A 23,902-nucleotide genomic window follows, 5' to 3' on the forward strand; every position below is an offset into this window, starting at 1 on the left:
AGTGAACCACTGCTACGTAAATTTTACGATGAGCCACAGCACAATGGCAGGTGAACGGCTGGTTAAATGAAAATCGACCGGCCTTGTGGGGCCGGTCGACGTTCGCTTTACTTCATGATTTCGAGTCCACCAAGATAAGGCTGCAGTGCCTTAGGCACGTTGACCGTGCCGTCCGGGTTCTGGTGGTTTTCCAGAATCGCAACGATCCAGCGGGTCGTGGCGAGCGTTCCGTTTAAGGTAGCAACCGCGCGCGTCTTGCCCGGCTTGCCGTCGACGATTTCGCGTTCACGAATATTCAGTCGGCGTGACTGGAAAGTCGTGCAGTTCGAGGTCGAGGTCAATTCGCGGAAAGTTCCCTGCGTTGGTACCCAAGCCTCGCAGTCGAACTTGCGTGCGGCACTCATGCCGAGGTCACCTGCTGCGGTATCGATGACCCGGTAAGGAAGTTCCATGCGTCCAAGCATTTCTTCTTCCATAGCCAGCAAGCGCTCGTGTTCTCCGGCGGCCTCTTCGACCGTGGTGTAAATGAACATTTCGAGCTTGTTGAACTGGTGCACGCGAATAATGCCCCGGGTGTCCTTACCCGCGGAACCAGCCTCACGGCGGTAGCAGGAGGACCAACCGGCATAGCGGATCGGACCATCGGTAAGGTCCATGATCTCATTGGCGTGGTAACCGGCCAACGCCACCTCGGAGGTGCCGACCAGGTAAAGGTCGTCGCGCTCCAGCTTGTAGATCTCGTCGTCGTGTTCGACGTCGAAGCCGGTGCCCTGCATAGTTTCTGGGCGGACCAATGTCGGGGTGATCATCGGAATGAAGCCACGCTCGATCGCAAGATCCAGAGCCATGTTCATCATCGCAATTTCCAGGCGGGCGCCGATGCCCTTGAGGAAGTAAAAGCGTGAACCGGAGACCTTTGCGCCGCGTTCCATGTCGATCGCGTCGAGTTTCTCGGCGATCTGCAGATGGTCCAGCGGTTCAAAACCCTCGGCGGCAAAGTCGCGCGGGGTGCCGACGGTCTTCACCAGGGCGAAGTCGTCTTCACCGCCGGACGGGATGCCATCGGCGATCAGGTTCGGGATGGAGCGCTGCAATGAGGTGCACTTAGCAGCCGCTTCGTCGGAGGCAGCTTGGGCGGCCTTCACGGAAGTCGCCAGCTCCTTGACCTCCGCCAGCAGTGCTGTGCGTTCCTCACCCTTAGCGGCGCCAACCTTCTTGGAGAAGGCATTCTGCTCCGCGCGCAGGCGCTCGTAGGTGCTTATGGTCTCGCGACGCGCCGAATCAGCCTCAATAAGCTGGTCGATTAGCGCTTCGTCGGCACCGCGCGCGCGTTGCGAGGCGCGGTACATTTCCGGATTATCGGTGAGCATTTTCAGGTCGATCACATCTTAAGCGTAGCAATCTTGAGTACGATGAGAGCACTATGCAGACAAACCGCGTGATCTTAATTTCTGTAGCCGGCGCCGCGGCAGTACTTGCGGGCGTTACCGGGTACTCCGTGCGTAAGCTTTCGCACACGAGCAAACCGATCAGCAAAGAGCCTTCGATCAAGGAGCAATCCGAGTCTAAGAAGGTCGGACTAGTCATTAATCCGTCCAAGTCAGGTGCTGACGAGGCCTTTGAGGCGGTCAAGCATGTCTGCGCAGAAGCGGGGCTGGAAGAGCCACTGGTTTTTGAAACCACCCCCGAAAACGCGGGTCAAGAAGCTGCTCAAAAGGCGATCGATGCCGGATGCGACACAATTATTGCGGCCGGTGGCGACGGCACGATTCGCGCCGTCGGAGAGGTACTTGAAGGCACCGATTGCACCCTAGGACTGCTTCCACTAGGTACCGGCAACCTGTTGGCGCGTAATATTGAGGTCCCGCTTGATGACTTGCACACCGCCGCGCTAATCGCCGTGCGGGGCATGGTGCGACGCATCGATGTGGGACATATGAAGCTGAACCTGCTCGATGGCACTAAGGCAGATCATGCATTCCTGGTGATCGCCGGTGTCGGTACCGACGCAGACCTCTTTGACGATACCGACGAAGAGTTGAAGTCCAAGGTGGGCTGGCTGGCATATTCGGAAGCCGGCTTGCGCCAGCTTCCGGGACAACGCAAAAGGGTCGAATTTAAGCTTTCCGAAGATGAAGCCTGGCAGACCCGTAAGGTTCGCTCCGTGCTTTTCGCCAACTGCGGCAAGCTGCAGGGCGTGGACTTTGTCCCGGACGCCAAGATCGACGACGGAATTCTCGATGCCGTAGTACTCTCCCCGCGTTCGGCAGCCGGCTGGGGTTGGATCTTGTTGAAGACCGCCTTCCGCTCGCGCAACAAGATCCCGGTGATGGGTTTCTACCAGACCACCGAGGTCTCATTGCGTTGCGCGGAACCTATGAATACACAGATCGACGGCGACCCAACAGGTCAGGTCAACGAGCTGAAAGTTACCGTCAGCCCTTCGTCGCTGCGTATTCGTACCCCTTAGAGCCGCGATTTGAGCGACTGCACCCACGCCCGGGATTCGGCAAACGCACTATCTGAATTGTGCGTATCGATGAACGGGCGGGTGCCCTGCGCCGCCGGGTAAGATCCCAAGAAGCGCAATTCTGGACACAATCTGTGCAATCCGGCGAGCGCCGCGGAGACACGTTCTTCAGCAATATGACCTTCAACGTCTACGGAGAAGAAGTAGTGCCCGAGCCCCGCGCCGGTAGGACGTGACTCGATCCGCGAAAGGTTCACCGCACGAGCGGTAAACTGCTCCAGGAACTCCATCAACGCTCCGGGCCGATCCTCGGACAACGGCAAGATCAGCGTTGACTTATCCACACCGCTTGGCGCCGGAATGGCTCCAGGCCGCGTGACAAGGATAAAGCGGGTTACCGCCCCGGCGTGATCTTCCACCTCGCGCGCCAACACCTTGAGGTTTTTCTCCTGCGCCACCAAGGGTGAGCAAATCGCGGCATCGTGGTGAGTTTCTGGGTCCAATAGACCCAGCGCACCGGAAGCAGTGGATGAGGCCGGGGTGAAACTGGCGGCGGGAATGTTTGTTTCCGCCCAATGCCGGCACTGTGCCCAAGCGTGTCCGTGAGTGGAAATCTCCCGGATCTGTTCGAGCGAGGTAATTTCCTCGCGCACCGCCAACACGAAGCTAATCGGGACCAGCACTTCGGCGACAATCTGTAACGATTCCCCGGCAGCAATGGCATCCAATGTGGCCGAAACTCCGCCCTCTACCGAGTTTTCGATCGGGACCATCGCGGCGTCTGCCTGCCCTAAGCGGACCATATCCAGTGCGCTATTAACGCTGCTGGCAGCAATCCGCTCGCATTCCCCGGCTCCGGGTATCTGTAGCAAGGCCGCCTCGGTGAAGGTGCCCGCAGGGCCTAGATAGGCATATTTCATCGAACGGTAGGTTCCGCACCGTTGTCGGCATCCATCGGAAGTTTGGCTTCCAGCCAGGCATCGGAACCACCGGCGATATTAAACGCGGTATAGCCCAGGCCGGTCAACCACGCGGCAGCCTGTGCCGAGCGGCCACCGGTGCGGCAGATAACGTAGGTATCAACGTCGGGGTCCAGTTCCTCGACACGGGTAGGCAATTCACCGAGCACAATGTGCTTGGCGCCGGTCGCGCGGCCTGCTTCCCATTCGAAGTCCTCACGGACGTCCAAGATCAATGCGTCCTTAGGTACGTCGGTGACCTGCACAGTCTCAAAGTCGCTCATGGTTGGCTTTCCTCTCTGGTTGGGTGTTTGCTTATAAGACTATCCATTCCCCGCCTCGAAAGCCGACATGAAGACAAGATCAGCCCTGAAATTGCGTGATGAGCTGGCCAGTGGAGAACGTTCTAGCCGCGAGGTCACCGAACACTATCTGCGTCGCATCGACGAGCTGAGCGCGCTGGGCGCCTTTGTGTATGTCTCCCCCGATGCGATGGATGCCGCGGCCGCGGCCGACGAGCGGCAGGTGCGCGGGCAAATCGGACGTTTACATGGTCTTCCCACGGCCTTCAAAGACCTCAATGAGGTCACCGGCATGCCCACCACCTATGGAACCGCGGCATTAAAGCATCAGGTGGCGCGGGCAGATCATCCGCTGGTGGCACGCTTACGGTCCGAAGGTGTGGTGATTACCGGCAAGACGCAGGTTCCGGAATTTGGATTGAGCAGTTATTCAGAGAACCTCGTTGCCCCACCGTCGCGCAACCCCCTTGACCCACGGTTAACCTCAGGCGGTTCCTCGGGCGGTCAAGCGGCGGCGATCGCCGCGGGGATGATTCCCGTAGGCCCGGGATCCGATGGTGGCGGTTCGGTGCGCATCCCTGCGGCGAGTTGTGGCCTGGTGGGGCTCAAACCCTCCCTGGGGCGAATTCCCAGTGATGTGATTGATGGTTACCTCGATGGCTTTGGTGCGCCAAAATTGACGGTTTCCGGCCCGCTGGCCCATGATTCCTTGGACGCGGCGATGTTGCTCGACGCGATGCGCGGCTCCGACCACTATCTACCACTGCTGCGTGGCAGCTACCCGGAGCGGCTCAAGGGGTTGCGCATCGGTTACAGCACGCACTCTCCCTTCGAAAGCGCTTATGCGATCTCCTTACAGCCCGCTGCGCTGCAGGCATTTGATCGAGCCAAGCAGTTATTGTCTGACCGACACCGGGTGGAGCCAGCGGATCTGCGCTATGCCAGTGACTACCCCGAGGCCTTTGCGCGAGTGTGGAGCAATGGACTGCGCAATATCCAACTCGACGACGAGGGACTGCTCGGTGACTTGGCAAGGGATTTCCGGCGACGCTCCGCGGCGCGCAGCATGGAGGTCAGCCTGCAGGCGGCCGCTAGACTCAAACAAATTTCGGCAGACTTTGTGCGACAATGGTCCGCTCATGACGTGATCCTCACTCCGGCCATGGCCTCGACGCCACCGGAGGTCGGCTACTTTACTACCGCGGATGCGGATACCGATTACATGCGACAGTGTCAGTACACCCCATATACCTCCATGGTGAATGTTTCTTCGGTAGCCGCGATCACCGTTCCAATCAGCAATTCCAGCTCCGGAATGCCGATGAGCGTGCAACTGATTTCACCACGTGCCGACGAGGGGTTGCTTTTGGCGCTGGCCAAACAATTGGGCAAGTGAACCGGGAATTTAGCCGATACCAGCGGTATATGAAACATGTGAAATAGATCGCTAAAGTAGGCACTTGCTCCTAAAAGCGCGAAAAATGTAACGTATGTCTACTGTTACTTCGAGCACCACGGGTACGGATAAAACCTTCTTCGGTCACCCGCGCGCGCTTGCAAACCTCTTTAGTGTCGAGATGTGGGAGCGTTTCTCCTTCTACGGCATGCAGGCCCTACTGGCCTATTACATGTACTACGAGGTCACCGCCGGTGGCCTCGGGATGGATCAGGGCCTAGCGCTGTCACTGGTCGGCGCGTACGGCGGCGCCGTATACCTGTCCACCATTTTGGGTGCTTGGCTCTCGGACCGACTCTTCGGTTCCGAGCGAGTGCTGTTCTTCTCCGCGATCGGCATCATGGCCGGACACGTCGCACTGGCACTATTGCCGGGCTACGTTGGACTCACCATTGGCCTGATCCTGGTGGCCATCGGCTCCGGTGGCCTGAAGGCCAACGCAGTAGCCTTGGTCGGTTCGCTGTACTCCAAGGAAGACTCACGTATCGACGCGGGCTTCTCACTGTTCTACATGGGCGTGAATGTTGGCGGTCTACTCGGCCCGCTACTGACCGGCCTATTGCACAAGCAGTTCGGCTTCCACGTGGGCTTCGGCGCCGCCGCCGTAGGTATGGCAATTGGCCTGTTGATCTACTCCAAGGGTCGCAAAAACCTTCCGGAGACCGCGGGGCACGTGGCCAACCCACTGCCAGCCGGCGAACACAAACGCTACATCGGGATCTTCGCAGCCATCGTGGTTTTGATTGTGTTGGTCTTCGCGCTGAAGATCGTCACCCCGGCAAATCTTGCTAGCACCATCGCCTACGTAGTCATCGCCGCTTCGGTGGTCTACTTCGTGTTGATTTTGCGCAGCAAGAAAATTGACGCCACCGAGCGTAAGCATGTCTGGGCGTTCATCCCGTTCTACATCGGCTCGGCAGCTTTCTGGGCATTGTTCCAGCAGCAGTTCACCTTCATCGCGGCCTACTCCGATACCCGTTTGGATCGTCACCTCGGCGGCTGGGAGATGCCTGCCAGCTGGGTCCAGTCGATCAACCCGGTCTTCATTATCTTGTTGGCCAGCGTCTTCGCAGGACTGTGGACCAAGTTGGGCAACCGCCAGCCGCGCACTTCGGTGAAGTTCGGCTTGGCGTTGGTTGTCGTGGGTGCGGCATTCTTATGCTTCATTCCGCTCGAATCGCTGGAAATGACACCGCTGTTGGCGCTCGTTGGCATCTTGTTGCTGTGCACCATCGCCGAGTTGCTGCTGTCCCCGATCGGTCAGGCGGTGGCCACCAAGCTGGCTCCGGCGGCTTTCGGTACGCAGATGATCGCGCTGTTCTTCCTGTCCGTATCGCTGGGCACCACGCTGTCGGGCGTGCTGGCCGGTTACTACGTTGAAGGCAACGAAATCCCTTACTTCATCGCGATGGGCGGTACCGCTATCGTGCTGGGTGTGGCAATGATTGCAGCTACCCCGGCTTTGAAGAAGCTCATGGGCTCCGTGCTCTAAGGCTTCAAAGCACCAAAGGCAGGCTCTACCTCTCGGGTGGAGCCTGTTTTTTATTACGCGAAATCGTTGAGCCCGGAGTAGTCGAAGTTTTCAGCATATCCAACGGAAAACCAAATGGCCCAGATGATAAACGCGTAGAACAGGACCGCGATAGCTAGCCCTACCCACGAGGTAATCAAGCCTGCCAGGCTCAGTCCACGGACAGTCGGTTCGCGCCGATACCCCATATGGCCGGTAATAATGCCGGCCAAGGGAACTAAGATGAGTAGACATAGGCCGAGCATCGATAAGATGCCCAGCACAAGCGACGCCGTCGAAAGCCCTACTGGCTGACGTGGCTGCTGATACGGATTGCTCGGGTAGTAAGTCATCACTTTTGATTATTCTACGAACCCGCGCAGAAGCACAAAGATAAGAGAGAACATGGCCCACGAACGTGCCGGGACACCTGCCCGCGAAGCAGATCTCATCGACCTAGACGCTGTCCTTGAATCTTACTCATCGATCCGCCCAGCGGCCGATAACCCAGACCAGGCAGTCATTTTCGGCACCTCCGGTCACCGTGGCAGCTCGCTGAAGGGAACCTTCAACGAACTTCATATCGCGGCCATCACCCAGGCCGTGGTGGATTATCGTCAGGGAGCGGGAATCACCGGACCGATGTACGTGGGCAAGGATAGCCATGCGCTATCGGAGCCGGCCTACCGGACCGTCTTAGAGGTGTTATCCGGCAATGGTGTCGCGGTGCTTGCCGACTCAGGGCTGACGCCAACCCCTGCGGTCAGCCACGCTATCTTGGTGCACAATGCGCGCGGCGCAGAGCAGGCCGATGGACTGATTATCACGCCTTCGCATAACCCTCCGGCGGATGGTGGCATCAAATACAACCCGCCACACGGCGGTCCGGCAGAATCCGAAATCACCGCACCAATCGCTGCGCGCGCCAATGAACTTATGGTTACCGGGGAAATCCTTCGCGGAACCGACGACGCCCAAGATTTTGATTTTCGTGAACTGTACATCACCGATTTGGCTACGGTGATCGACTTTAAAGCGATTGCCGATTCTGGTATTTCGATTGGCGCCGATCCACTAGGTGGCGCTTCGGTGCATTACTGGGCTGAGATTGGTCGACGTTACGGGTTGAACTTGACCGTGGTCAACGAACAGGTGGATCCCCGCTTTGGATTCATGACCTTGGATAAAGATGGCAAGATCCGCATGGACTGCTCCTCGGCACATGCCATGGCTTCACTGGTGGCCAACCGCGACAAGTTCGACATCTCCACGGGCAATGACGCGGATGCCGACCGTCACGGCATCGTCACCCCAGATGCCGGGCTGATGAACCCAAACCACTTTCTGGCGGTAGCGATCGATTACCTCCTGACCCACCGCCCGCAGTGGCCAGCGGATGCACAGATCGGCAAAACTCTGGTCTCCTCGGTGCTGATCGACAAGGTGGTTGCCGCACACGGTCGCGTATTGCGCGAGGTACCGGTGGGTTTCAAATACTTCGTTGAACCGCTGGCCTCAGGCAAGGTGGCGTTCTGTGGAGAGGAATCGGCTGGAGCCAGCTTCTTGGATTTCACCGGTCAGGCATTCAGCACCGACAAGGATGGGCTGATGTTGGCATTACTGGCCAGTGAGATTCGCGCGGTCACGGGCAAAAGCCCAAGCCAGCGTCATGCCGAGCTGGTAGTCGAACATGGGGCGAGCTTCTACGATCGCTTTGACGCCCCAGCCAACCGTGAGCAGAAGTCGGTTCTGGGCAAGCTAAACCCGCAGGCGGTCACGGCAACCGAACTCGCCGGGGACCAGATCACCACAAAGCGCACCGAGGCCTCGGGCTTTGCCATCGGCGGGCTGAAGGTCTCTAGCGAGCACGCCTGGTTTGCGGCACGCCCCTCGGGAACCGAAGATATCTACAAGATTTACGCGGAGTCCACTCGCTCCGCAGAGCACCTCGCGCAGGTTTTGCGCGAGGCGCAGATCATCGTCAACGCTGCGCTTAGCGCAGGGTCCACGGATCGATCTTAACCTCTGGTTGCTTGCGGGTCACCCACCAGTGACCCGCCCAGAGCAGCAGGAAGAGCGGTAGACCGATGTAGCTGGAGAGTACCTCTAGCACGCGGCCATCAACGACCGCCCCGTAGTTCTGTCCGGCGATCACCACGATCAAGATGACAAACGCGAGGATGGGCCCCAACGGGAACAGTGGCGCTTTATAGGGCAGCTTTGTCAGATCTTGACCGCTGGCTATGTATGCCTTGCGGAACTTGTAATGACTTACTGCAATGCCCACCCAGGCGATAAAGCCGGAGAGTCCGGAGACGTTGAGCAGCCACGTGTAGGCAGAGCCCTGGCCAATAATTGCGGTGAGGAATCCGAAAAGACCTACCGAAGCTGTCAATAGCATCGCGGGCACCGGAACACCACGGCGGTTTAGGCGAGCAAAGATCTTCGGGGCCTTACCGTCAAGAGCCATCGAGTAAAGCATACGAGCAGAGGCATATAGTCCTGAGTTGCCCGCCGAGAGAATCGCGGACAGGATTACCGCGTTCATCAACGCGGCAGCAAAGGCAATGCCGGCCCGCTCGAAGACCATGGTGAACGGTGAGCTGGCAATATCGGCTTCCCCACTGGAAAGCAGGCTCGGATCGGCATATGGAAGCAACGTGCCGATAATGAAGATCGCGCCCACGTAGAAGAGCATGATGCGCCAGAAGATCGCCTTGATGGCCCGAGGAATATCGCGCTGTGGATTCTCTGCTTCACCTGCGGCCACACCAACTAGCTCGGTGCCCTGGAATGAGAAGCCTGCGATCATAAATACCGACACCACCGAAAGCCAACCGCCCACGAAGGGTGCGTCTCCGTTTGTCCAGTTACTGAAGCCCGGCGAGCTGTCGCCCAAAATTCCCAGCACCATGGCCACGCCGGCAATGAGGAAGACGATGACGGTGATGACCTTGATCATCGCGAGCCAATATTCGCTCTCGCCAAAGGCCTTGGTGGACAGCGCGTTTAGTCCTGTCAGCAAGAGCAGGAAGATACCCGCCCAGATCCATCCGGGAACATCCGGTAACCAGTAGGACATCACGATGCCGGCCGCCACTAATTCTGCGGCCACGGTAATTGCCCAGTTAAACCAGTAGTTCCAGCCGATAGCGAAGCCAAAGTGTCGGTTGACGAAGACCGAGGCGTAGGTCTGGAAGGAACCAGATACCGGCAGTCGGGCACTCATTTCACCCAGTGATTGCATCAGCAGCAGCACCATCGCGCCAATGAGCGCATAGGCCAGCAGTGATCCGCCGGGTCCTGCTTGAGCGATGGTGCCGCCGGAGGCTACAAAGAGCCCGGTGCCGATAGACCCGCCAATGGCGATCATCTGCATATGGCGGGCTTTGAGACCGCGCTTTAAGCCATCGGTGGGGGCTACGGGCTTGGTCATGCGAATGCTCCTGCTTTTAAGATTTTTGGGCCTTAACAAGCATTCCACCTCAGGCGACTCAACAGCTATGAACCGCGCTACAGTAAGCGATCAATAATCTTTCGCTTAGCCCATGTATATGGAGGATATATTGCGCTCAGAGTGTCAATGACCGTCGTTTTGCTGAGTTCTGAACGAATTTGCGAAAGACGATCGAAGCCAAACTTGCCATGGTACGACCCCATTCCACTGGCACCAACCCCACCGAAGGGTAATGACGGAATAATCATTTGAGCCAGTGGCGCGTTGTGCACGATGGCGCCCGCACGCACCCGATCCGAAAAGATTGACTGCAGTCGTGGGGACTCACTCATCAGATAGGCAGCCAACGGGGAAGGGCGCGCGGCGATAAATTCGAGCGCCTCATCGAAGGAAGACACCTCGATGACCGGCAGGATGGGACCGAAGATTTCCTCTGTCATCAACGGTGAGTCCAGATCAACGTTGCGCATGATGGTCGGTGCGATACGCAGCGTTTGTTCGTCATAGTCACCGCCGTGGGCAATATCGCCCGAGTCAAGCATGCTCACGAGTCGGTCGAAGTGGTTTCGGCTGACGATCCGGCCAAAATCCTGATGGTTGATCGGATCCTTACCGTAAAAACTGGTGATCGCCTGGCCCAAACGGCTAATCAGCGCATCGGTATCTGCGAAGGACAACACGTAGTCCGGTGCGACACAGGTTTGGCCTGCATTCATGAACTTCGCGTAGGCCAGACGCTTGGCGCTCGGCAAGAGATGGTTATCAACCACGGCTGGGCTCTTACCACCTAACTCCAGCGTGGTGGGAGTCAGATGTTTCGCCGCGGCCTGCGCCACGATGCGGGCAACTTTTTCTCCGCCGGTGTAAAAAATGTGATCCCAGCGCGCTGCGAGTAGCTCCGTGGCAGTATCCACGCCACCCTCGACTACCGCATAGACCCGGGAATCCAGATACATCGGCAGGAGTTTGGCCAGCACCCCGGAGGTCACCGGGGCAAGCTCGGAGGGTTTCAGTAGCGCGGCGTTACCAGCGGCGATGGCTGCAACTAGCGGGGCCAGCATTAACTGCAATGGATAGTTCCACGGCCCAATAATTAGTACGACGCCCAACGGGCGTGGCTCAACCTTTGCGATGGCCGGTTGCAGTGCGAGCGGCACCTTCACGCTAGTGGAATCCATCCACTCGGCCAGGTGCTTCTGGGCATGGTCGATTTCCGATCGGACCACGTCAATTTCGCTGAACTTTGCTTCCGTGGCCCCCTTCCCCAGATCCTGATTTAGCGCCTCAACGAACTCCCCGGTACGTTCGGCCAACATTTTTTCTAGGGCGCGTAGCTGCCCGGCACGAAAGCGCCGCGGGTGTGTGATGCGGGTGTCCGCGGAATGACGCAGATGTTCCAAGACCGTGGCAATACGCGAGGGATGTTCATCGACCGGTGGCGCGGAGTCGCCGACGGGATCGGGCAAAGGATTTGAGGTGAAGAGACCCATGGGTTGATGCTACTTCATTAGCCGTCAAGATCTTCCGTTTGTATCAAGTAGTTGCTACATTAGTTTTCAGCCAACGAAGGAAATTATGGATCAGCTCTCCTCCGCTACATTCGGAATCGCAATCGGTGCCTCCTTGATCTATCTGTGGCTACGTTTGGTAGCCCAGCAGGACGACCGCCCGGCGCTCACCCGCGCACGCTCGCATTCCTTCTGGTGTGCGCTGATCGCTTTCTTCGTCTGTACTTCTGGCTCGGCCGGAGATCTACAAGATACCGTCACAGGTTCGGAGATTGGTGTCGCTGAAGTTATAGACTCCATCAACCCGGGACTTTGGTTACTACTGATCTACCTACTGGGACTTTATTCGTGGCCGAAGTCGGTCACCGCCGTGCGCGCCGCCTCATTGGAACCTCGCTCGGTGTTCACCCCATTGCCTCGGGCGCTGAGTCTGATCGCAGGCCTGGTATTTCTGGGCTCCACAACCGCACTATTTTTCATCCGTGATGTCACAGGATATCCCGCACAATTTGCCGTGGAATCCTTCGATTCCACTGGCGGCGGCGGGACCATACAAAGTGCTCAGGAAGGGTTAGCTGAGGCCACAACACTCATCCCCCTATATGCGTTGAACCTGGCTTCATTAGGTCTTGGGCTGCTGATCGCCGCGGCCTTGATTCTGTTCCGCAAACCCTTGGGTTCACTGACTCCCCACGACAATCAGGTAATCCGTGCCATCTGGCTAAATCGACTCTTCCGCACCGCAATCCTTGGCTTCGCGGCCGTGGGCGCAGGCGCGCTACAGTACAAGTCGTCCTGGTTACTCAACCTTTACCCCGAGGCAGACGCTTATCGGTTATGGCAGAACATCGCGAATTTTACGATGTTACCGATTTTCATTCTTGTAGCCGCGTGGGCGCCTCCCACAAACTTTGGTAAAAATGCAGGCACCGTGCCGAGCAGCGCCTTTTCGCGCATGCGCGAAAACCTCTTCTCCCTAGGCTTTATCACCACCGCACTCAGCCTGGTGGTGTTGGCCCTGATGCCATGGTCCAGGCAGAGCGAAGTGAGCTTCGAAACCCTTCCCGGGGAAGATGCCCCACAGGTGATGCTGCTGCTGGTGGGCTTTGTCGCCCTATACCTGGTACTAAACGCCGGATACTTGGGATATGTGCACCAAAGCTCCAAATCCATTCACCACCAGGCACGCAATGTTCGGAATCTTCCGCGCTATATATATGTAGTTGCCGGGATCTTGATCCTTGGCAGTGGTTATCTACTGATCAATCCCCCATTAAAATATTTCTGGGGGCTGGTCAAAGTCGGTCCGACTTTTGCACTGCTGATGGTCCTCGCGGTCCTCATGCTGACCGCCGGATATATTTGGTGGACGCGACGGGTGTCCCTACCCTGGCAGGTCAATGATGAGCAAGAAATTTGGTACCGCCGGGTGCTGGAATTTCGAGCACTGCGCACCGGAACCGCTGCCATCCTCATGATGCCTGGCTGGGGCTACGCGCCTGCCCCGTACCTGTGGGCCGCCGCCGTTGTCGTCTTCTGTTGCCCGGCGGTCATCGTCCTGGCTCGGCCAGCGGCGAAAGTACGCCAACTGGTATGAGCCAACATATTTTTGTGGATTTGAATGCCGCATTGCCGCCCTATGCGCAGATCCGCACGCAATTTTCTTCCCTCATTTCGCTCGGTGAGCTACCTGCTGGCAGTAAATTACCCACCGTACGCGCGTTGGCTACCGATTTAGGGGTAGCTTCGGGAACCGTGGCACGTGCCTATAAAGAACTTGAGGCGGCCGGGCTGGTGACCTCCCGCAGACGTGCCGGAACCGTGGTTAACTCCGTGCCCGCTACGGAAGAAATTAACGATGAGCTGATTGAAGCGGTGGATAAAGTGTGGCGCTTGGCCCACGAGCAAGGAATCGATGAACTGACAGTCAAAGCGCTCGTGCAACGCCGGGCGCGTAGCTAAATTTGTTCTTCGTACACTAATCTGAGTACGCTCGACTGAAGTGACACGGGGTGTCGGATTCACCGACTGAGATGAGACCCGTCGAACCTGAACTAGTTCAAACTAGCGGAGGGATGTCGCATGACTCTAGTGACCGTTGCCCAAAAATATCGGCAACAATCGCCCTTGGTGTTTTGCCTGACCAACACTGTGGTCACAAATTTCACCGCCAATGTACTACTTGCTTCCGGTGCTTCTCCGTCGATGACAAACCTTCCTGGGGAGGCCGGTCCATTCGCCGCTATAGCGTCCGCGGTGTTGGTAAATCTGGGGACGCCGAGCACCGAACAACTACTCGCAATGGACGAAGCGGTACACGGTGCGACCAAAGCTGGAACACCGTGGGTATTGGATCCTGTGGCAGTGGGCGCCTTGCCGGTGCGTACCGAATTCGCCCGAAAGATCCTTGCCCAACATCCCACATTGATTCGCGGTAATGCTTCAGAGATCCTCGCACTGGCTGGATATCAGTCCACCGGGCGTGGAGTAGATGCCCAGGACACCGTATCCGCAGCGATCAGCGCAGGACGAGAACTGGCGCAGAATTACGGGAGCGTGGTGGCAATTTCTGGGGCAGCCGACGCGATTATTGATGCCAATCGCACCACCTTGGTCCATAGCAATGGCATCGGTCTCACCGGGATAACCGGTGGTGGGTGCGCACTGGGCGCGGTGTGTGCCGGCATGCTGGCGAGCACCGATGATCCTTTTGAAGCGACCATTGCGGCTCACGGCATGTATGGCTTAGCCGCCGAGAAGTCGTTAGCGCTCAGCCGCGGTCCGGGAAGCTTTGCCGCAGCTTTCCTCGACGAACTTTCACTATTTGACCCGGAAGACCTGCTCAATCTGCGCCTTCAGGAGGCAAACCATGCGTGATCTCGGAATTTACCTCGTGGCCAACACCCAAAGCTGCCAGCCACACAGCACCCTAGAAGTTATTCAGGCAGCGGTAGCCGCTGGCGTTCAATGGGTGCAGCTACGCGCCAAAGAAGAAAGTGCCCGCGAATTTTTCGAACTGACCTGTGCCGCAGCGCAGCTCACCGCGGGAAAGGCAGAACTACTGGTCAACGACCGGATCGACGTGTTTATGGCAGCCCGTGCCGCCGGCGCAGCGGTGACAGGAATTCACATCGGACAGAAGGATATTCCGGTTTCCTACGCCCGGCAGATCATTGGTGAGGGAATTATCGGGCTGAGCGCCTCCACCGATGAACAACTTGCTCACGCCACTGACCAGGCGCAGTACCTAGATTATTTAGGGGTCGGCGCGATTCGCGCTACTCCCACCAAAAAAGACCACCCGACCCCATTGGGTTTAGCTGGTTTTGCCCGTGCCGCGGCACTGACCACACTGCCCTGTGTAGCCATTGGTTCGCTCACCGTAGCCGATGTGCCAGCCTTAAAAACCGGCGCGGCAGCCGGTATGGCAGTAGTGCGCGCCATCTGCGCCGCCGAGGATCCGCAGTCGGCGAGCGCCGAATTGCTCAGCATGTGGGAGGCAACCAATTGAGTCCAAACATTCTTTCCATCGCCGGATCCGACCCGTCCGGGGGTGCAGGGATCCAGGCAGATCTGAAGACCATCGGCGCCAATGGCGGATACGGCATGTGTGTGATTACCGCACTCACCGCACAAAACACTCACGGTGTGGACGCGGTGCTGCCCATCGATGCGCAGTTCGTGAGCAAACAGCTCACCTCGGTATCCCAGGACGTGCACATCGATGCGGTCAAGATCGGGATGCTGGCAAATTCGCAGACTGTTGCGGCGGTGGCTACCTGGTTAGAAACGCTCAGCGCCCCGGTGGTGTTGGATCCGGTGATGATCGCCACCAGTGGGGACCGACTGTTGGACAGCGATTCGGCCCTGGACGCGTTGTTAACCCGAGCAGATGTGCTCACCCCGAATACTACGGAACTTGCCGCGTTGCTCGGCGAGGAACAGGTCAGCAACTGGGAAGAGTTGGTGGCACAGTCTGGACGTCTCGCTGCTAAATACTCGGTCTTGGTGGTGGCCAAGGGCGGACATCTTCCCGGCGACAGGTGCCCCGATGCATTGGTTGGCCCCGAGGGGTTGATCGCCAGTTTTGATGGGCAACGACTGTCCACCAAAAATACCCACGGTACCGGTTGTACCCTGTCTAGCGCGCTGGCCACACAGTATGCACTGCTCGGCGACTGGGCCACCGCACTGGGAGCAGCCAAAAACTACCTTCATGCGGCGATTGCTGCGGCCGATGAGCTCACGGTAGGCAGTGGACACGGCCCGGTGAATCACTTCGCAGCACTACTGCCGCAGCCCTCGCACAATCCCATGGCACAGTGGTGGGAAGACCTCTCGGAATTGCGTGCGGGAATCGATGAGCTCGAATTCATTACCCAGCTCTCGGCGGGCACCTTGGAGCGTGGACGGTTTGAATACTATCTGGCGCAAGATGCCCTCTATCTGCAGCGTTATGCACAGGTTCTGACACAGGCGAGCACGCTAGCCCCGGGCATCGAGGCACAACGGTTCTGGGCTAAGGGCGCGCAAGGGATCTTGGAAGATGAGTTGCAGTTGCACCGTAGTCAGTTGCGTAATTTAGCCCCCGAGCCCAGTGCCACCACGTTGAACTACGTCAACCACCTAAGTTCCTGCGCGGGCAGCTACGCGGAACTGATCGCCGCGATTCTGCCGTGTTATTGGATCTATCAGGACATTGGCCGCCGGCTTAGTGCCGCGAACCATCCAGGTCATCATTACGAGAGCTGGCTTTCCACCTACAGCTCGGTCGAATTTGATGAGGCCACGGCGCAGGCAATTAACTTAGTAGCTGAGGCCTGGCAGCTCGCGGACCGCGATACCCGGAACCGAATGTGGGATGCGTTCAGGCGTTCGGCCGAACATGAGTTGTCATTCTTCGCGCAGGCGCACCTACAGGGCGTAGACTTTTCTACGGCCTAAACGCGGGCCCGGATACTGGAGGAACGCATGAAGTGGAGCATTCACGGCAACGGGAAAACCATCACCGACGGTGAGGTTGTTGCCCCGGATGAGCGGCTGCATTGGCCGCAGACCATTTCCATCGGTGTTCAGCATATTCTGGCGATGTTTGGTGCCAGCATTCTGGTACCAACCTTGACCGGTTTCCCGGTCACTACGACCTTGCTGTTTACCGGTGTCGCAACCATCATCTTCCTGCTGATGACCAAGAATAAGGTGCCTAGCTATTTAGGTTCCTCTTTTGCGCTCATTGCCCCGGTGATGGCTTCCAAAGTGGGGGACGACTTCTCAGCGGCGCTGGGCGGCATCGTGATGACCGGCGCAGCCCTGTTCATCGTCGGTGTGATCGTAGCGAAGACCGGCACACGCTGGATTCATGCACTTATGCCCCCGGTAGTAATGGGAACCATTGTCGCACTGATCGGGCTGAACCTGGCCAGCGCTACCCTCGCTCCGATGCGCGACTTCCCGGCCACTACCTTCTTGACCGTGCTCGCGGTGGTGCTGGCTACCGTAGCGTTTAAGGGTTTGCTAGGCCGCTTGTCCATTTTGGTGGGCCTGGTGATCGGGTACTTAATTGCACTGGTTCAAGGTCAGGTAGATTTCACCCCGGTAGGTCAGGCAGCGTGGCTGGGTCTGCCCGCATTCCACACTCCGAGTTTCGACTTTAATGTGGCACTGATGTTCTTGCCGGCGGTCTTCGTGTTGATTGCGGAGAATATCGGTCACGTGCGCACCGTGGGTCTGATGACCGGCAAGGATTTGTCGAAGTTTAACGGCCGCGCCTTGATGGCCGATGGCATCGGCACCGTGGTGGCAGGCGTTGGCGGCGGCTCGGCGACGACTACCTACGCGGAAAACATCGGCGTCATGGCTGCCTCACGGGTCTATTCCACCGCGGCTTATTGGGTGGCCGCAATTGCGGCCATGGCGTTGGCCTTCCTGCCGAAATTTGGCGCGTTGATCAACACCGTTCCGGTGGGAGTCATCGGCGGACTGGGAATCGTGCTGTACGGCATGATCGGTATCGTTGGTGCCCGCTTGTGGATCGAGGCAAAGGTTGATTTTGGTAACCCGATCAACCTGATGACCGCCGGTACCGGCCTGATCATTGCGATCGCAGTGACCCAAGACCTGGTCTTTGGCCAATTCCAGATGGGCGGCATTGCCTTGGGCACGATCGCTACCCTGGTCGTTTTCCATCTGATGAGCAGCGTGGCGAAACTTCGCGGGACCGATCTGACAGAGGTTGACGCGTAACTAGAAAAGACTTGGCAAACCGGCACTGTGGCGAAGCTCACGGTGCCGGTTTTCTTTAATCTCAAATTCGCAGTGAATTTTGCGCACCTGAGGGAATTTCGCATGAATTCGGGGTTGGTGTGTAGAGATTCGGAGAAGCGCCCATCTAAATTGTAAGGATTCTTTCCTATTTGTGATGCGGCTCGCATTCAAGAGCTTTTATTGAACGCAAAAACGAGTCAGGGTTCTTTGCGACACCACCTATTGGCGATAGCATGAATGCTTGTGACTGCGACTACATCTGACGGAAAGATCTCCGCGCGACTCATCTTCATAGCCCTCGGCGCTGCCCTTGGCGGTTTTGTTTTCGGCTATGACTCTTCAATTGTTAACGGCACGGTAGACGCCGTAGAACACGAATTCGGGCTCAATCCGGTGACCATTGGTTTCACCGTGTCTTGCGCCCTACTCGGTGCGGCTATTGGTGCCTGGATCGCCGGAATGGTCTCCGAACGCGTCGGCCGTGTGCGCACCATGGTGATTGCCTCCGCGATGCTTTTGGTGTCCGCGCTAGGCTGTGGCCTCTGCTTCAGCGAGGTCGACCTGATCATCTGGCGCATCGTCGGCGGCATCGGCGTCGGCTTCGCCTCGGTTATCGCTCCGGCCTATATCGCCGAGATTTCTCCGGCACAGCACCGCGGACGTTTGGGCTCCATGCAACAGATGGCCATCGTGCTAGGTATCTTCGTGGCCTTCTTGATCAGCGCGCTGCTGGTCTTCGTCATGGGCTCGGCAGACGCTATCGGTTGGTTCGGCCTGTCCGCCTGGCGCTGGATGTACCTGTCCTTGGCGATCCCGGCAATCATTTACGGGCTACTCGCATTGCGCTTGCCAGAATCCCCACGTTACCTGGTTGAACGTGGCCGCTTCGTTGAAGCCGCCACCGTACTAACCCGCGATATGGGCATGGATCCAGGTCAAGCCACGGAAGCTAAAATCGAAGAAATTCGTACCACCGTGCACGTCGAACGCCGTCAGGTGTTCAAAGACCTCTTGGGCCGTTTCGGATTCCATCCTCTGGTCTGGGTGGGCATCTTGCTCTCGGTCTTCCAGCAGTTTGTCGGCATCAACGTGATCTTCTATTACTCCACCACGCTGTGGAAGTCCGTCGGTTTCGCAGAGTCTGACTCGTTCACCATCTCGCTGATTACCTCGGCGACCAACGTGCTGGCCACCATCATTGCGGTGCTACTGATCGACGTTTTGGGTCGCAAGCTGTTGCTAATGATCGGTTCCACGCTGATGACCTTGTCATTGGGCATGATGGCTATCGCCTTCGCGCAGTCGGTCACCATCGACGGGGCCGTATCACTGCCGGGCAACTGGGGCATCATCGCACTGGTCTCCGCGAACCTGTTCGTGGTCGGCTTCGGCGCGACCTGGGGCCCTGCGGTTTGGGTCTTGCTTGGCGAGATCTTCCCGAACTCTATTCGCGCGTTGGCGCTCGGTGTGGCCGCTTCCGCTCAGTGGATCGCCAACTTCATCGTGTCCACTACCTTCCCCTCGCTGGCCGAGGCCGGACTGGCGTTGGCCTACGGCATTTACGCTTTCTTCGCGTTGCTCTCATTGATCTTCGTGATCTTCATGGTCAAGGAGACCAAGGGTCGTCAGCTCGAAGAGATGACCCTGTAATACACGCATAACCCTCGAGGAGGAAAAGTCGGGCGAGCACCAATCGGTGCCCACCCGGCTTTTTCTATTTCCACGGCTTATGCGGCACATCCACTCCGGCATCACGTTGCAAGGACAGCACATGTTCTAAGCTGGGGCGCCCGGAAAGTTGCGGACCTTGATCGGCCAGTGGCACGCGTTGGCTCTGGCCTGGCTGGAGCACAATCTCTTCTCCTCGCACCCAAACACTTTGTTGCTGCGCACCGGTCAGGGTGAACTCAATCCACGAGGATTTAAGCTGCACCTTGATCACCGAACCGTTAAAGATCAGTTGGAAACCAATTGATTTCCAAACCTGTGGCAATCGTGGATCAAACTCGAGCTTTTGATTATCGTCGCGTAACCCCGCAAACCCGTTGACGAGTGCCGCCCACACACCACCGGTGGAAGCCACATGTACTCCGTCGGCGGTATTTCCATGAAGGTTTTCCAGATCCACGTTTAACGCATGCTCAAAGTAATCAAATGCCAACTCACGATAGCCGACCTCGGCCGCAAGAATTGACTGCACGGTCGCCGAAAGCGTCGAGTCCCCGGTAGTCAACGGATCATAGTAGTTGAAGTCAGCGAGTTTCTGTTCTGCGGTGAAATCACTAGAACGCAACCAGAGCGCGAGCACCGTATCGGCCTGCTTAATGACTTGGAAACGGTAAATCACCAGCGGGTGGTAATGCAGCAGTAACGGACGTTTATCCGCGCCACTAGCCGCTAAATCCCAAACCTCGCGGTTCAGGAAATGGTCATCCTGTGGGTGAATTCCTACCGCATCCGAATAAGGAATATGAATTCGCTCGGCCGCCAGCTGCCAGGTATCGATCTCGGAATCTTCCAGTTCCAAACGTTGCGTCAATTGCGCATAAAACTCCGGGCGTCGACTAGCCAATTCGCCTAGCAGCTGGGCCGAACGTCGGAGGTTAAAGCGCGCCATGACGTTGGTGTAGGTATTGTCGTTGACCACCGCGGTGTACTCGTCCGGACCGGTCACCCCATGGATATGGAAACTACGCTGGTCACCCGAACCACGCCAGAACCCCAACGAGGCCCACATGCGGGCGGTACCAATGAGAATCTCGGCCCCACCTGCCTCGAGGAACTCGTCGTCACAGGCGGCGAAAAGGTAGCGGTTCAGCGAATACACCACGTCCGCGTTGATGTGATATTGCGCGGTACCCGCTGGGTAGTAGGCACTGGCTTCCTCACCGTTGATAGTGCGCCAAGGGAAAAGTAGTCCCTCCTCGTTCATGGTGCGCGCCCTACGGATCGATGCCGGGATCATCGAAATGCGGGCACGCAAGGTGTTACGCGCCCACTGCTGATTCGTGTAGGTCAAGAATGGCAACACATAAATTTCGGTGTCCCAGAAGTAATGACCGGAGTACCCATTACCGCTCACTCCCTTGGCACTGATCCCTAGACCGTCGGCCCTGGCCGACGCCTGAGCCAATTGAAAGAGGTTCCAACGGATCTTCCGCTGCAAGCCTGGATCATCACTATCGACCAGCACGTCACTGCGCTGCCAGTAAGACTCCATAAAGGCCCGCTGGATGCGCAAGTGTTCATCAATTCCACGAGGCACCAGATGATCCAGTGCGCGAGTGGAGCGTTGCAGCATTTCTTGGGCTGGATGTCGGCGCGACGAATGATACACAGCAAATTTCGAGACGCGCAGCCCCTGTCCCGCATCGAGGTTTGCGCTCGAAACCTCATCCGCACGGTTCGGCTGCGCGGTACGTTCGGTGTGGACCTGCGCGCTGGCGCCACCGGTACTTTCTACCCGGTGTTCCATGACCGCCGCAACAGACATCTGGGAACCGGACACGTGGTAGGACAAGCCGAGCTGAGCACCCTGAGAGATATGGCCCGCGGGATGCAATGGGTTATCCGAAGATTCATCTGATTTGCGTGGATCCTTGCCAGAATCAACTTCGGCTGGCGACGACACCTCGGGTTCCGAACGATAACCAATCAGCGAAGACTGCACCAACACATGCGCCGGTTCATCGAGCAGGCGCACATGCAGGTCAGTTACCGCTAGGTGTCGGTCGCTGAAGGAGATCATGGTTCGTTCGGTTACCGCGACTCGATGGCCCTCCGCGGTTCGCCAGAGGGTCTGGGATATCAGCGTTCCATCACGGAAATCAAGACGCAGGTCATCGCGGATCATCTCGGTACGCCCCACCTCGAGCGCCTCATCGTTGATGAACACGCGCAGCGTGCGGAAATCCGGGGCGCTAATCATCGTCTGCCCGGTCTCGGCCAGCCCAAAAGCGCTTTCGGCGTGGCGGATCTGCCAGGTCTCATGCAGCCCGTTGATGAAGGTACCGGCCACTTGTTCCCCGAGTCCGACCTGTGCCGCCCTAGCTCCAAGGAAACCATTACCCAAGGCGAAGACGGTGTCTTGGGCCCCGGTATGGTCACGTTCGCTGTCACGGGTGATTGACCAAGGGTCATAAGTCCAGGCTTGAATCGCCAAGGATGAGACCAGTTCGCTCAGGTCTTCAACGACGAAGTCTGCGCCGGCGGCTAAGAGCTGCTCGGCATTATCCTCTCGGGCCACGCCGACGACCATAAAGCCTCCGGCGCGAGCTGCTTGTACTCCGCTGCTGGCATCTTCGATCACCACACACTCTTCCGGACGCCAGCCAAGGTCTTTGGCGGTGGCTAGGAAGGTGTCCGGAGCCGGTTTACCGGCTAGCTGTCGAGCTTGTGCCTCACGGCCGCCCATGACTGTTGAAAAGTATGGCGAAAGCCCGGCGGCTTCCAGCACCATGTTGGCGTTACGTGAGGAGGAAACCACCGCAACGTCTAGACCGACTTTCAGTGCCTGTTGCAGGTAGTCCTTGGAACCCGGGTAAGGGGCGATGCCATCTCGTTCCAATACGGTGGTGAACACCGAATTTTTGAGATTACCCAGAGCACAGACCGAATTGGTGCCGGGATGATCCTCCGGGTCACCATAGGGCAGAGAGATATTTCTGGAGGCCAACACGGCGCTGACCCCTTCATAACGTGGTCGCCCATCGAGTAGCTCGAAGTAGTCTTGCTCGGTATACGGCGGCACGCCCGGGTGTTCCTGCGCGAAAAATTCTGTGAATAATTCATTCCAAGCGGCGCGGTGTAATAACGCGGTCGGAGTGAGCACACCATCCAGGTCAAAAAGGACGGCCTTAAAATCACGGTGGCGGTACGTCGGACGTGTAGCGTTCACGATCGAGATCCTTCGAAAGAGGGCAATGACTGGCCGTAGTCCCCACCCTAGCGCGCTAACGCACTTGCATCGACATACTACGATAAGGAGTGTGGCTCAGTGGATAGATGTATGGAATAGCGAGCAATGGCGTGACGATGCCGCCAGCTGGATCGATGAGGCCTGCGCGGCTTACGGCATCGAGCGTGTTGCAGGACCGGACTTTTGGCCGGCTTCTCTGCATCAGATCTCGGCGTTGGTAGGAACTGACGCGGCAGATCTGGTGTTTAGCGCAAACGCGCCTGGTTTGACGGCCGAGGCCGCCATTACGATTACCGCCGGTGAATTACTTCCGGATCGTGTGGTGATGCCTTTGGCAATCGACCGTGTGGCCGGTTATATGCTCGCCCCCGACTTTGGTCATACCTTGGCAGATCTCAAAGACAGCGTCGAGAATTGGCAGCTGGCGTTGGCCTCGCTCGGTTCCTTCCAGGTTGCACTGATGGGCAACGAAGAGGCTTTCTTTGACGTGGGCATGCCGGTGGTAGATCCACAGTTCTTGCCAGAACAATTTGAACAGGCCTTGAGCATGCATGTCTCGCTTGATGCCCAACATCCATTACATCTGGATCCGCAGCAAGCCGACGAGCTGCACCGCCACGTCTCCACACTCTCGGATGCCTGTGCGGCCTTGCATCGTGGACCGGTTCCGTTGAGCTTGGAACACGGAGCCTTCGACTTGGCCCAGGCAGTGGTTCCCGCCGAGCAAGGTCAGCAAGCACGGATCATTAACTTTGCAGCGGCGCACTGGGCTCACCCTTTCTCTTCGTTGGCCGCTCCGCTGGCTGCCATGACGCAAACCTGGAATTGCCGAACCGATGACGAACGAGTCATGCGAGTTTTAGGTGCCTATCTGGCAGAGTTCGCTGTCTACGGTAATGCCGATGAGCTTTACGATCTGATTGCTCCGGCCTGTTTGGTTGCGCCGCTATCCCAGCATGAAACCTGGCTGCGGTTGCTCCTTGATGCCAGCGACGAGCAGTTGCAAGAACATGCACCGCTGGTCTTGGATACACTGTCGGTACGCTAAAAAGTCTGGC

19 protein-coding genes and 1 riboswitch are annotated in these 23,902 nt (G+C 57.7%); of the genes, 12 read left to right on the top strand and 7 right to left on the bottom strand.

Annotation, left to right across the window (positions count from 1 at the left end; all coding sequences use genetic code 11):
- Positions 1 to 107: 107 nt before the first annotated feature.
- A complete protein-coding gene (gene serS, locus CQ011_RS07670) occupies positions 108 to 1,385 on the bottom strand; it encodes a serine--tRNA ligase (protein ID WP_105676227.1) in 1,278 nt (425 codons plus the stop codon).
- Between the two features lie 53 nt (positions 1,386 to 1,438).
- Between serS and CQ011_RS07675 the strand changes: the two genes are divergently transcribed.
- Positions 1,439 to 2,470 carry a diacylglycerol/lipid kinase family protein gene (locus CQ011_RS07675; RefSeq protein WP_286161126.1) on the top strand — a complete coding sequence of 344 codons (1,032 nt, stop codon included), beginning with the start codon at positions 1,439 to 1,441 and terminating at the stop codon, positions 2,468 to 2,470.
- Here CQ011_RS07675 and pheA read toward each other — a convergent pair.
- Together pheA and CQ011_RS07685 are read right to left on the bottom strand one after the other, a co-directional pair.
- Positions 2,467 to 3,390, bottom strand: a complete 924-nt coding sequence (gene pheA / locus CQ011_RS07680; RefSeq protein ID WP_105676232.1) for a prephenate dehydratase — start codon at positions 3,388 to 3,390, stop codon at positions 2,467 to 2,469. The genes CQ011_RS07675 and pheA overlap by 4 nt on opposite strands.
- Positions 3,387 to 3,713 (bottom strand): rhodanese-like domain-containing protein, encoded by a 327-nt coding sequence (locus CQ011_RS07685; RefSeq protein ID WP_105676234.1) that lies wholly within the window; start codon positions 3,711 to 3,713, stop codon positions 3,387 to 3,389. The genes pheA and CQ011_RS07685 overlap by 4 nt, the downstream gene beginning before the upstream one ends.
- A gap of 67 nt (positions 3,714 to 3,780) precedes the next feature.
- Between CQ011_RS07685 and CQ011_RS07690 the strand changes: the two genes are divergently transcribed.
- Together CQ011_RS07690 and CQ011_RS07695 are read left to right on the top strand one after the other, a co-directional pair.
- Positions 3,781 to 5,127: an amidase gene (locus CQ011_RS07690; RefSeq protein WP_105676236.1), complete on the top strand. Its 1,347-nt coding sequence runs from the start codon at positions 3,781 to 3,783 to the stop codon at positions 5,125 to 5,127.
- 94 nt (positions 5,128 to 5,221) lie between these two features.
- The gene (locus tag CQ011_RS07695) at positions 5,222 to 6,679 is read left to right on the top strand and encodes a peptide MFS transporter (RefSeq protein ID WP_105676238.1); all 1,458 of its coding nucleotides are present in this window, start codon (positions 5,222 to 5,224) and stop codon (positions 6,677 to 6,679) included.
- Positions 6,680 to 6,732: 53 nt separating this feature from the next.
- On the opposite strand, the gene CQ011_RS07700 is transcribed toward CQ011_RS07695, so the two are convergent.
- Entirely contained in the window at positions 6,733 to 7,050 is a 318-nt protein-coding gene (locus tag CQ011_RS07700; RefSeq protein WP_105676240.1) for a DUF4190 domain-containing protein, read from the bottom strand.
- Between the two features lie 52 nt (positions 7,051 to 7,102).
- Between CQ011_RS07700 and pgm the strand changes: the two genes are divergently transcribed.
- Positions 7,103 to 8,719: a phosphoglucomutase (alpha-D-glucose-1,6-bisphosphate-dependent) gene (pgm, locus tag CQ011_RS07705; protein WP_105676243.1), complete on the top strand. Its 1,617-nt coding sequence runs from the start codon at positions 7,103 to 7,105 to the stop codon at positions 8,717 to 8,719.
- Here pgm and CQ011_RS07710 read toward each other — a convergent pair.
- Both CQ011_RS07710 and CQ011_RS07715 read right to left on the bottom strand, forming a co-directional pair.
- On the bottom strand, positions 8,691 to 10,133 hold the full coding sequence (locus tag CQ011_RS07710; RefSeq protein WP_105676245.1) for an amino acid permease: 1,443 nt from the start codon (positions 10,131 to 10,133) through the stop codon (positions 8,691 to 8,693). The genes pgm and CQ011_RS07710 overlap by 29 nt on opposite strands.
- Before the next feature lie 77 nt (positions 10,134 to 10,210).
- Positions 10,211 to 11,644, bottom strand: coding sequence for an aldehyde dehydrogenase family protein (locus CQ011_RS07715; protein WP_105676249.1), 1,434 nt, complete (start codon positions 11,642 to 11,644; stop codon positions 10,211 to 10,213).
- 85 nt (positions 11,645 to 11,729) lie between these two features.
- On the opposite strand from CQ011_RS07715, the gene CQ011_RS07720 reads away from it, so the two are divergent.
- The 7 genes from CQ011_RS07720 (at position 11,730) to CQ011_RS07750 (ending at position 19,576) form a co-directional block, all read left to right on the top strand.
- Entirely contained in the window at positions 11,730 to 13,259 is a 1,530-nt protein-coding gene (locus tag CQ011_RS07720; protein WP_105676253.1) for a hypothetical protein, read from the top strand.
- Complete coding sequence (locus tag CQ011_RS07725) at positions 13,256 to 13,624, top strand: GntR family transcriptional regulator (RefSeq protein WP_105676255.1); 369 nt, start codon at positions 13,256 to 13,258, stop codon at positions 13,622 to 13,624. The genes CQ011_RS07720 and CQ011_RS07725 overlap by 4 nt, the downstream gene beginning before the upstream one ends.
- A 36-nt stretch (positions 13,625 to 13,660) precedes the next feature.
- Positions 13,661 to 13,755, top strand: a riboswitch (TPP riboswitch).
- Complete coding sequence (gene thiM, locus CQ011_RS07730; protein WP_105676258.1) at positions 13,745 to 14,539, top strand: hydroxyethylthiazole kinase; 795 nt, start codon at positions 13,745 to 13,747, stop codon at positions 14,537 to 14,539. It overlaps the preceding riboswitch by 11 nt.
- Complete coding sequence (thiE, locus tag CQ011_RS07735) at positions 14,532 to 15,173, top strand: thiamine phosphate synthase (RefSeq protein WP_105676260.1); 642 nt, start codon at positions 14,532 to 14,534, stop codon at positions 15,171 to 15,173. The genes thiM and thiE overlap by 8 nt, the downstream gene beginning before the upstream one ends.
- On the top strand, positions 15,170 to 16,606 hold the full coding sequence (gene thiD / locus CQ011_RS07740; protein WP_286161127.1) for a bifunctional hydroxymethylpyrimidine kinase/phosphomethylpyrimidine kinase: 1,437 nt from the start codon (positions 15,170 to 15,172) through the stop codon (positions 16,604 to 16,606). Before thiE ends, thiD begins: the two co-directional genes overlap by 4 nt.
- Positions 16,607 to 16,633: 27 nt before the next feature.
- Positions 16,634 to 17,905 (top strand): uracil-xanthine permease family protein, encoded by a 1,272-nt coding sequence (locus CQ011_RS07745; RefSeq protein WP_105676266.1) that lies wholly within the window; start codon positions 16,634 to 16,636, stop codon positions 17,903 to 17,905.
- A 264-nt stretch (positions 17,906 to 18,169) separates the two neighbouring features.
- Positions 18,170 to 19,576, top strand: a complete 1,407-nt coding sequence (locus tag CQ011_RS07750) for a sugar porter family MFS transporter (protein ID WP_219844192.1) — start codon at positions 18,170 to 18,172, stop codon at positions 19,574 to 19,576.
- 64 nt (positions 19,577 to 19,640) lie between these two features.
- Here the strand turns inward: CQ011_RS07750 and CQ011_RS07755 are convergent, their stop codons facing one another.
- Positions 19,641 to 22,823 (bottom strand): beta-phosphoglucomutase family hydrolase, encoded by a 3,183-nt coding sequence (locus CQ011_RS07755; RefSeq protein ID WP_105676271.1) that lies wholly within the window; start codon positions 22,821 to 22,823, stop codon positions 19,641 to 19,643.
- A gap of 91 nt (positions 22,824 to 22,914) precedes the next feature.
- Here CQ011_RS07755 and CQ011_RS07760 point away from each other — a divergent pair, with 91 nt between their 5' ends.
- Positions 22,915 to 23,892 (top strand): hypothetical protein, encoded by a 978-nt coding sequence (locus tag CQ011_RS07760; RefSeq protein ID WP_105676274.1) that lies wholly within the window; start codon positions 22,915 to 22,917, stop codon positions 23,890 to 23,892.
- The last annotated feature ends 10 nt before the right edge of the window (positions 23,893 to 23,902 follow it).

The organism is Arthrobacter sp. MYb213, from assembly GCF_002979915.1.
Taxonomy (GTDB): domain Bacteria; phylum Actinomycetota; class Actinomycetes; order Actinomycetales; family Micrococcaceae; genus Glutamicibacter.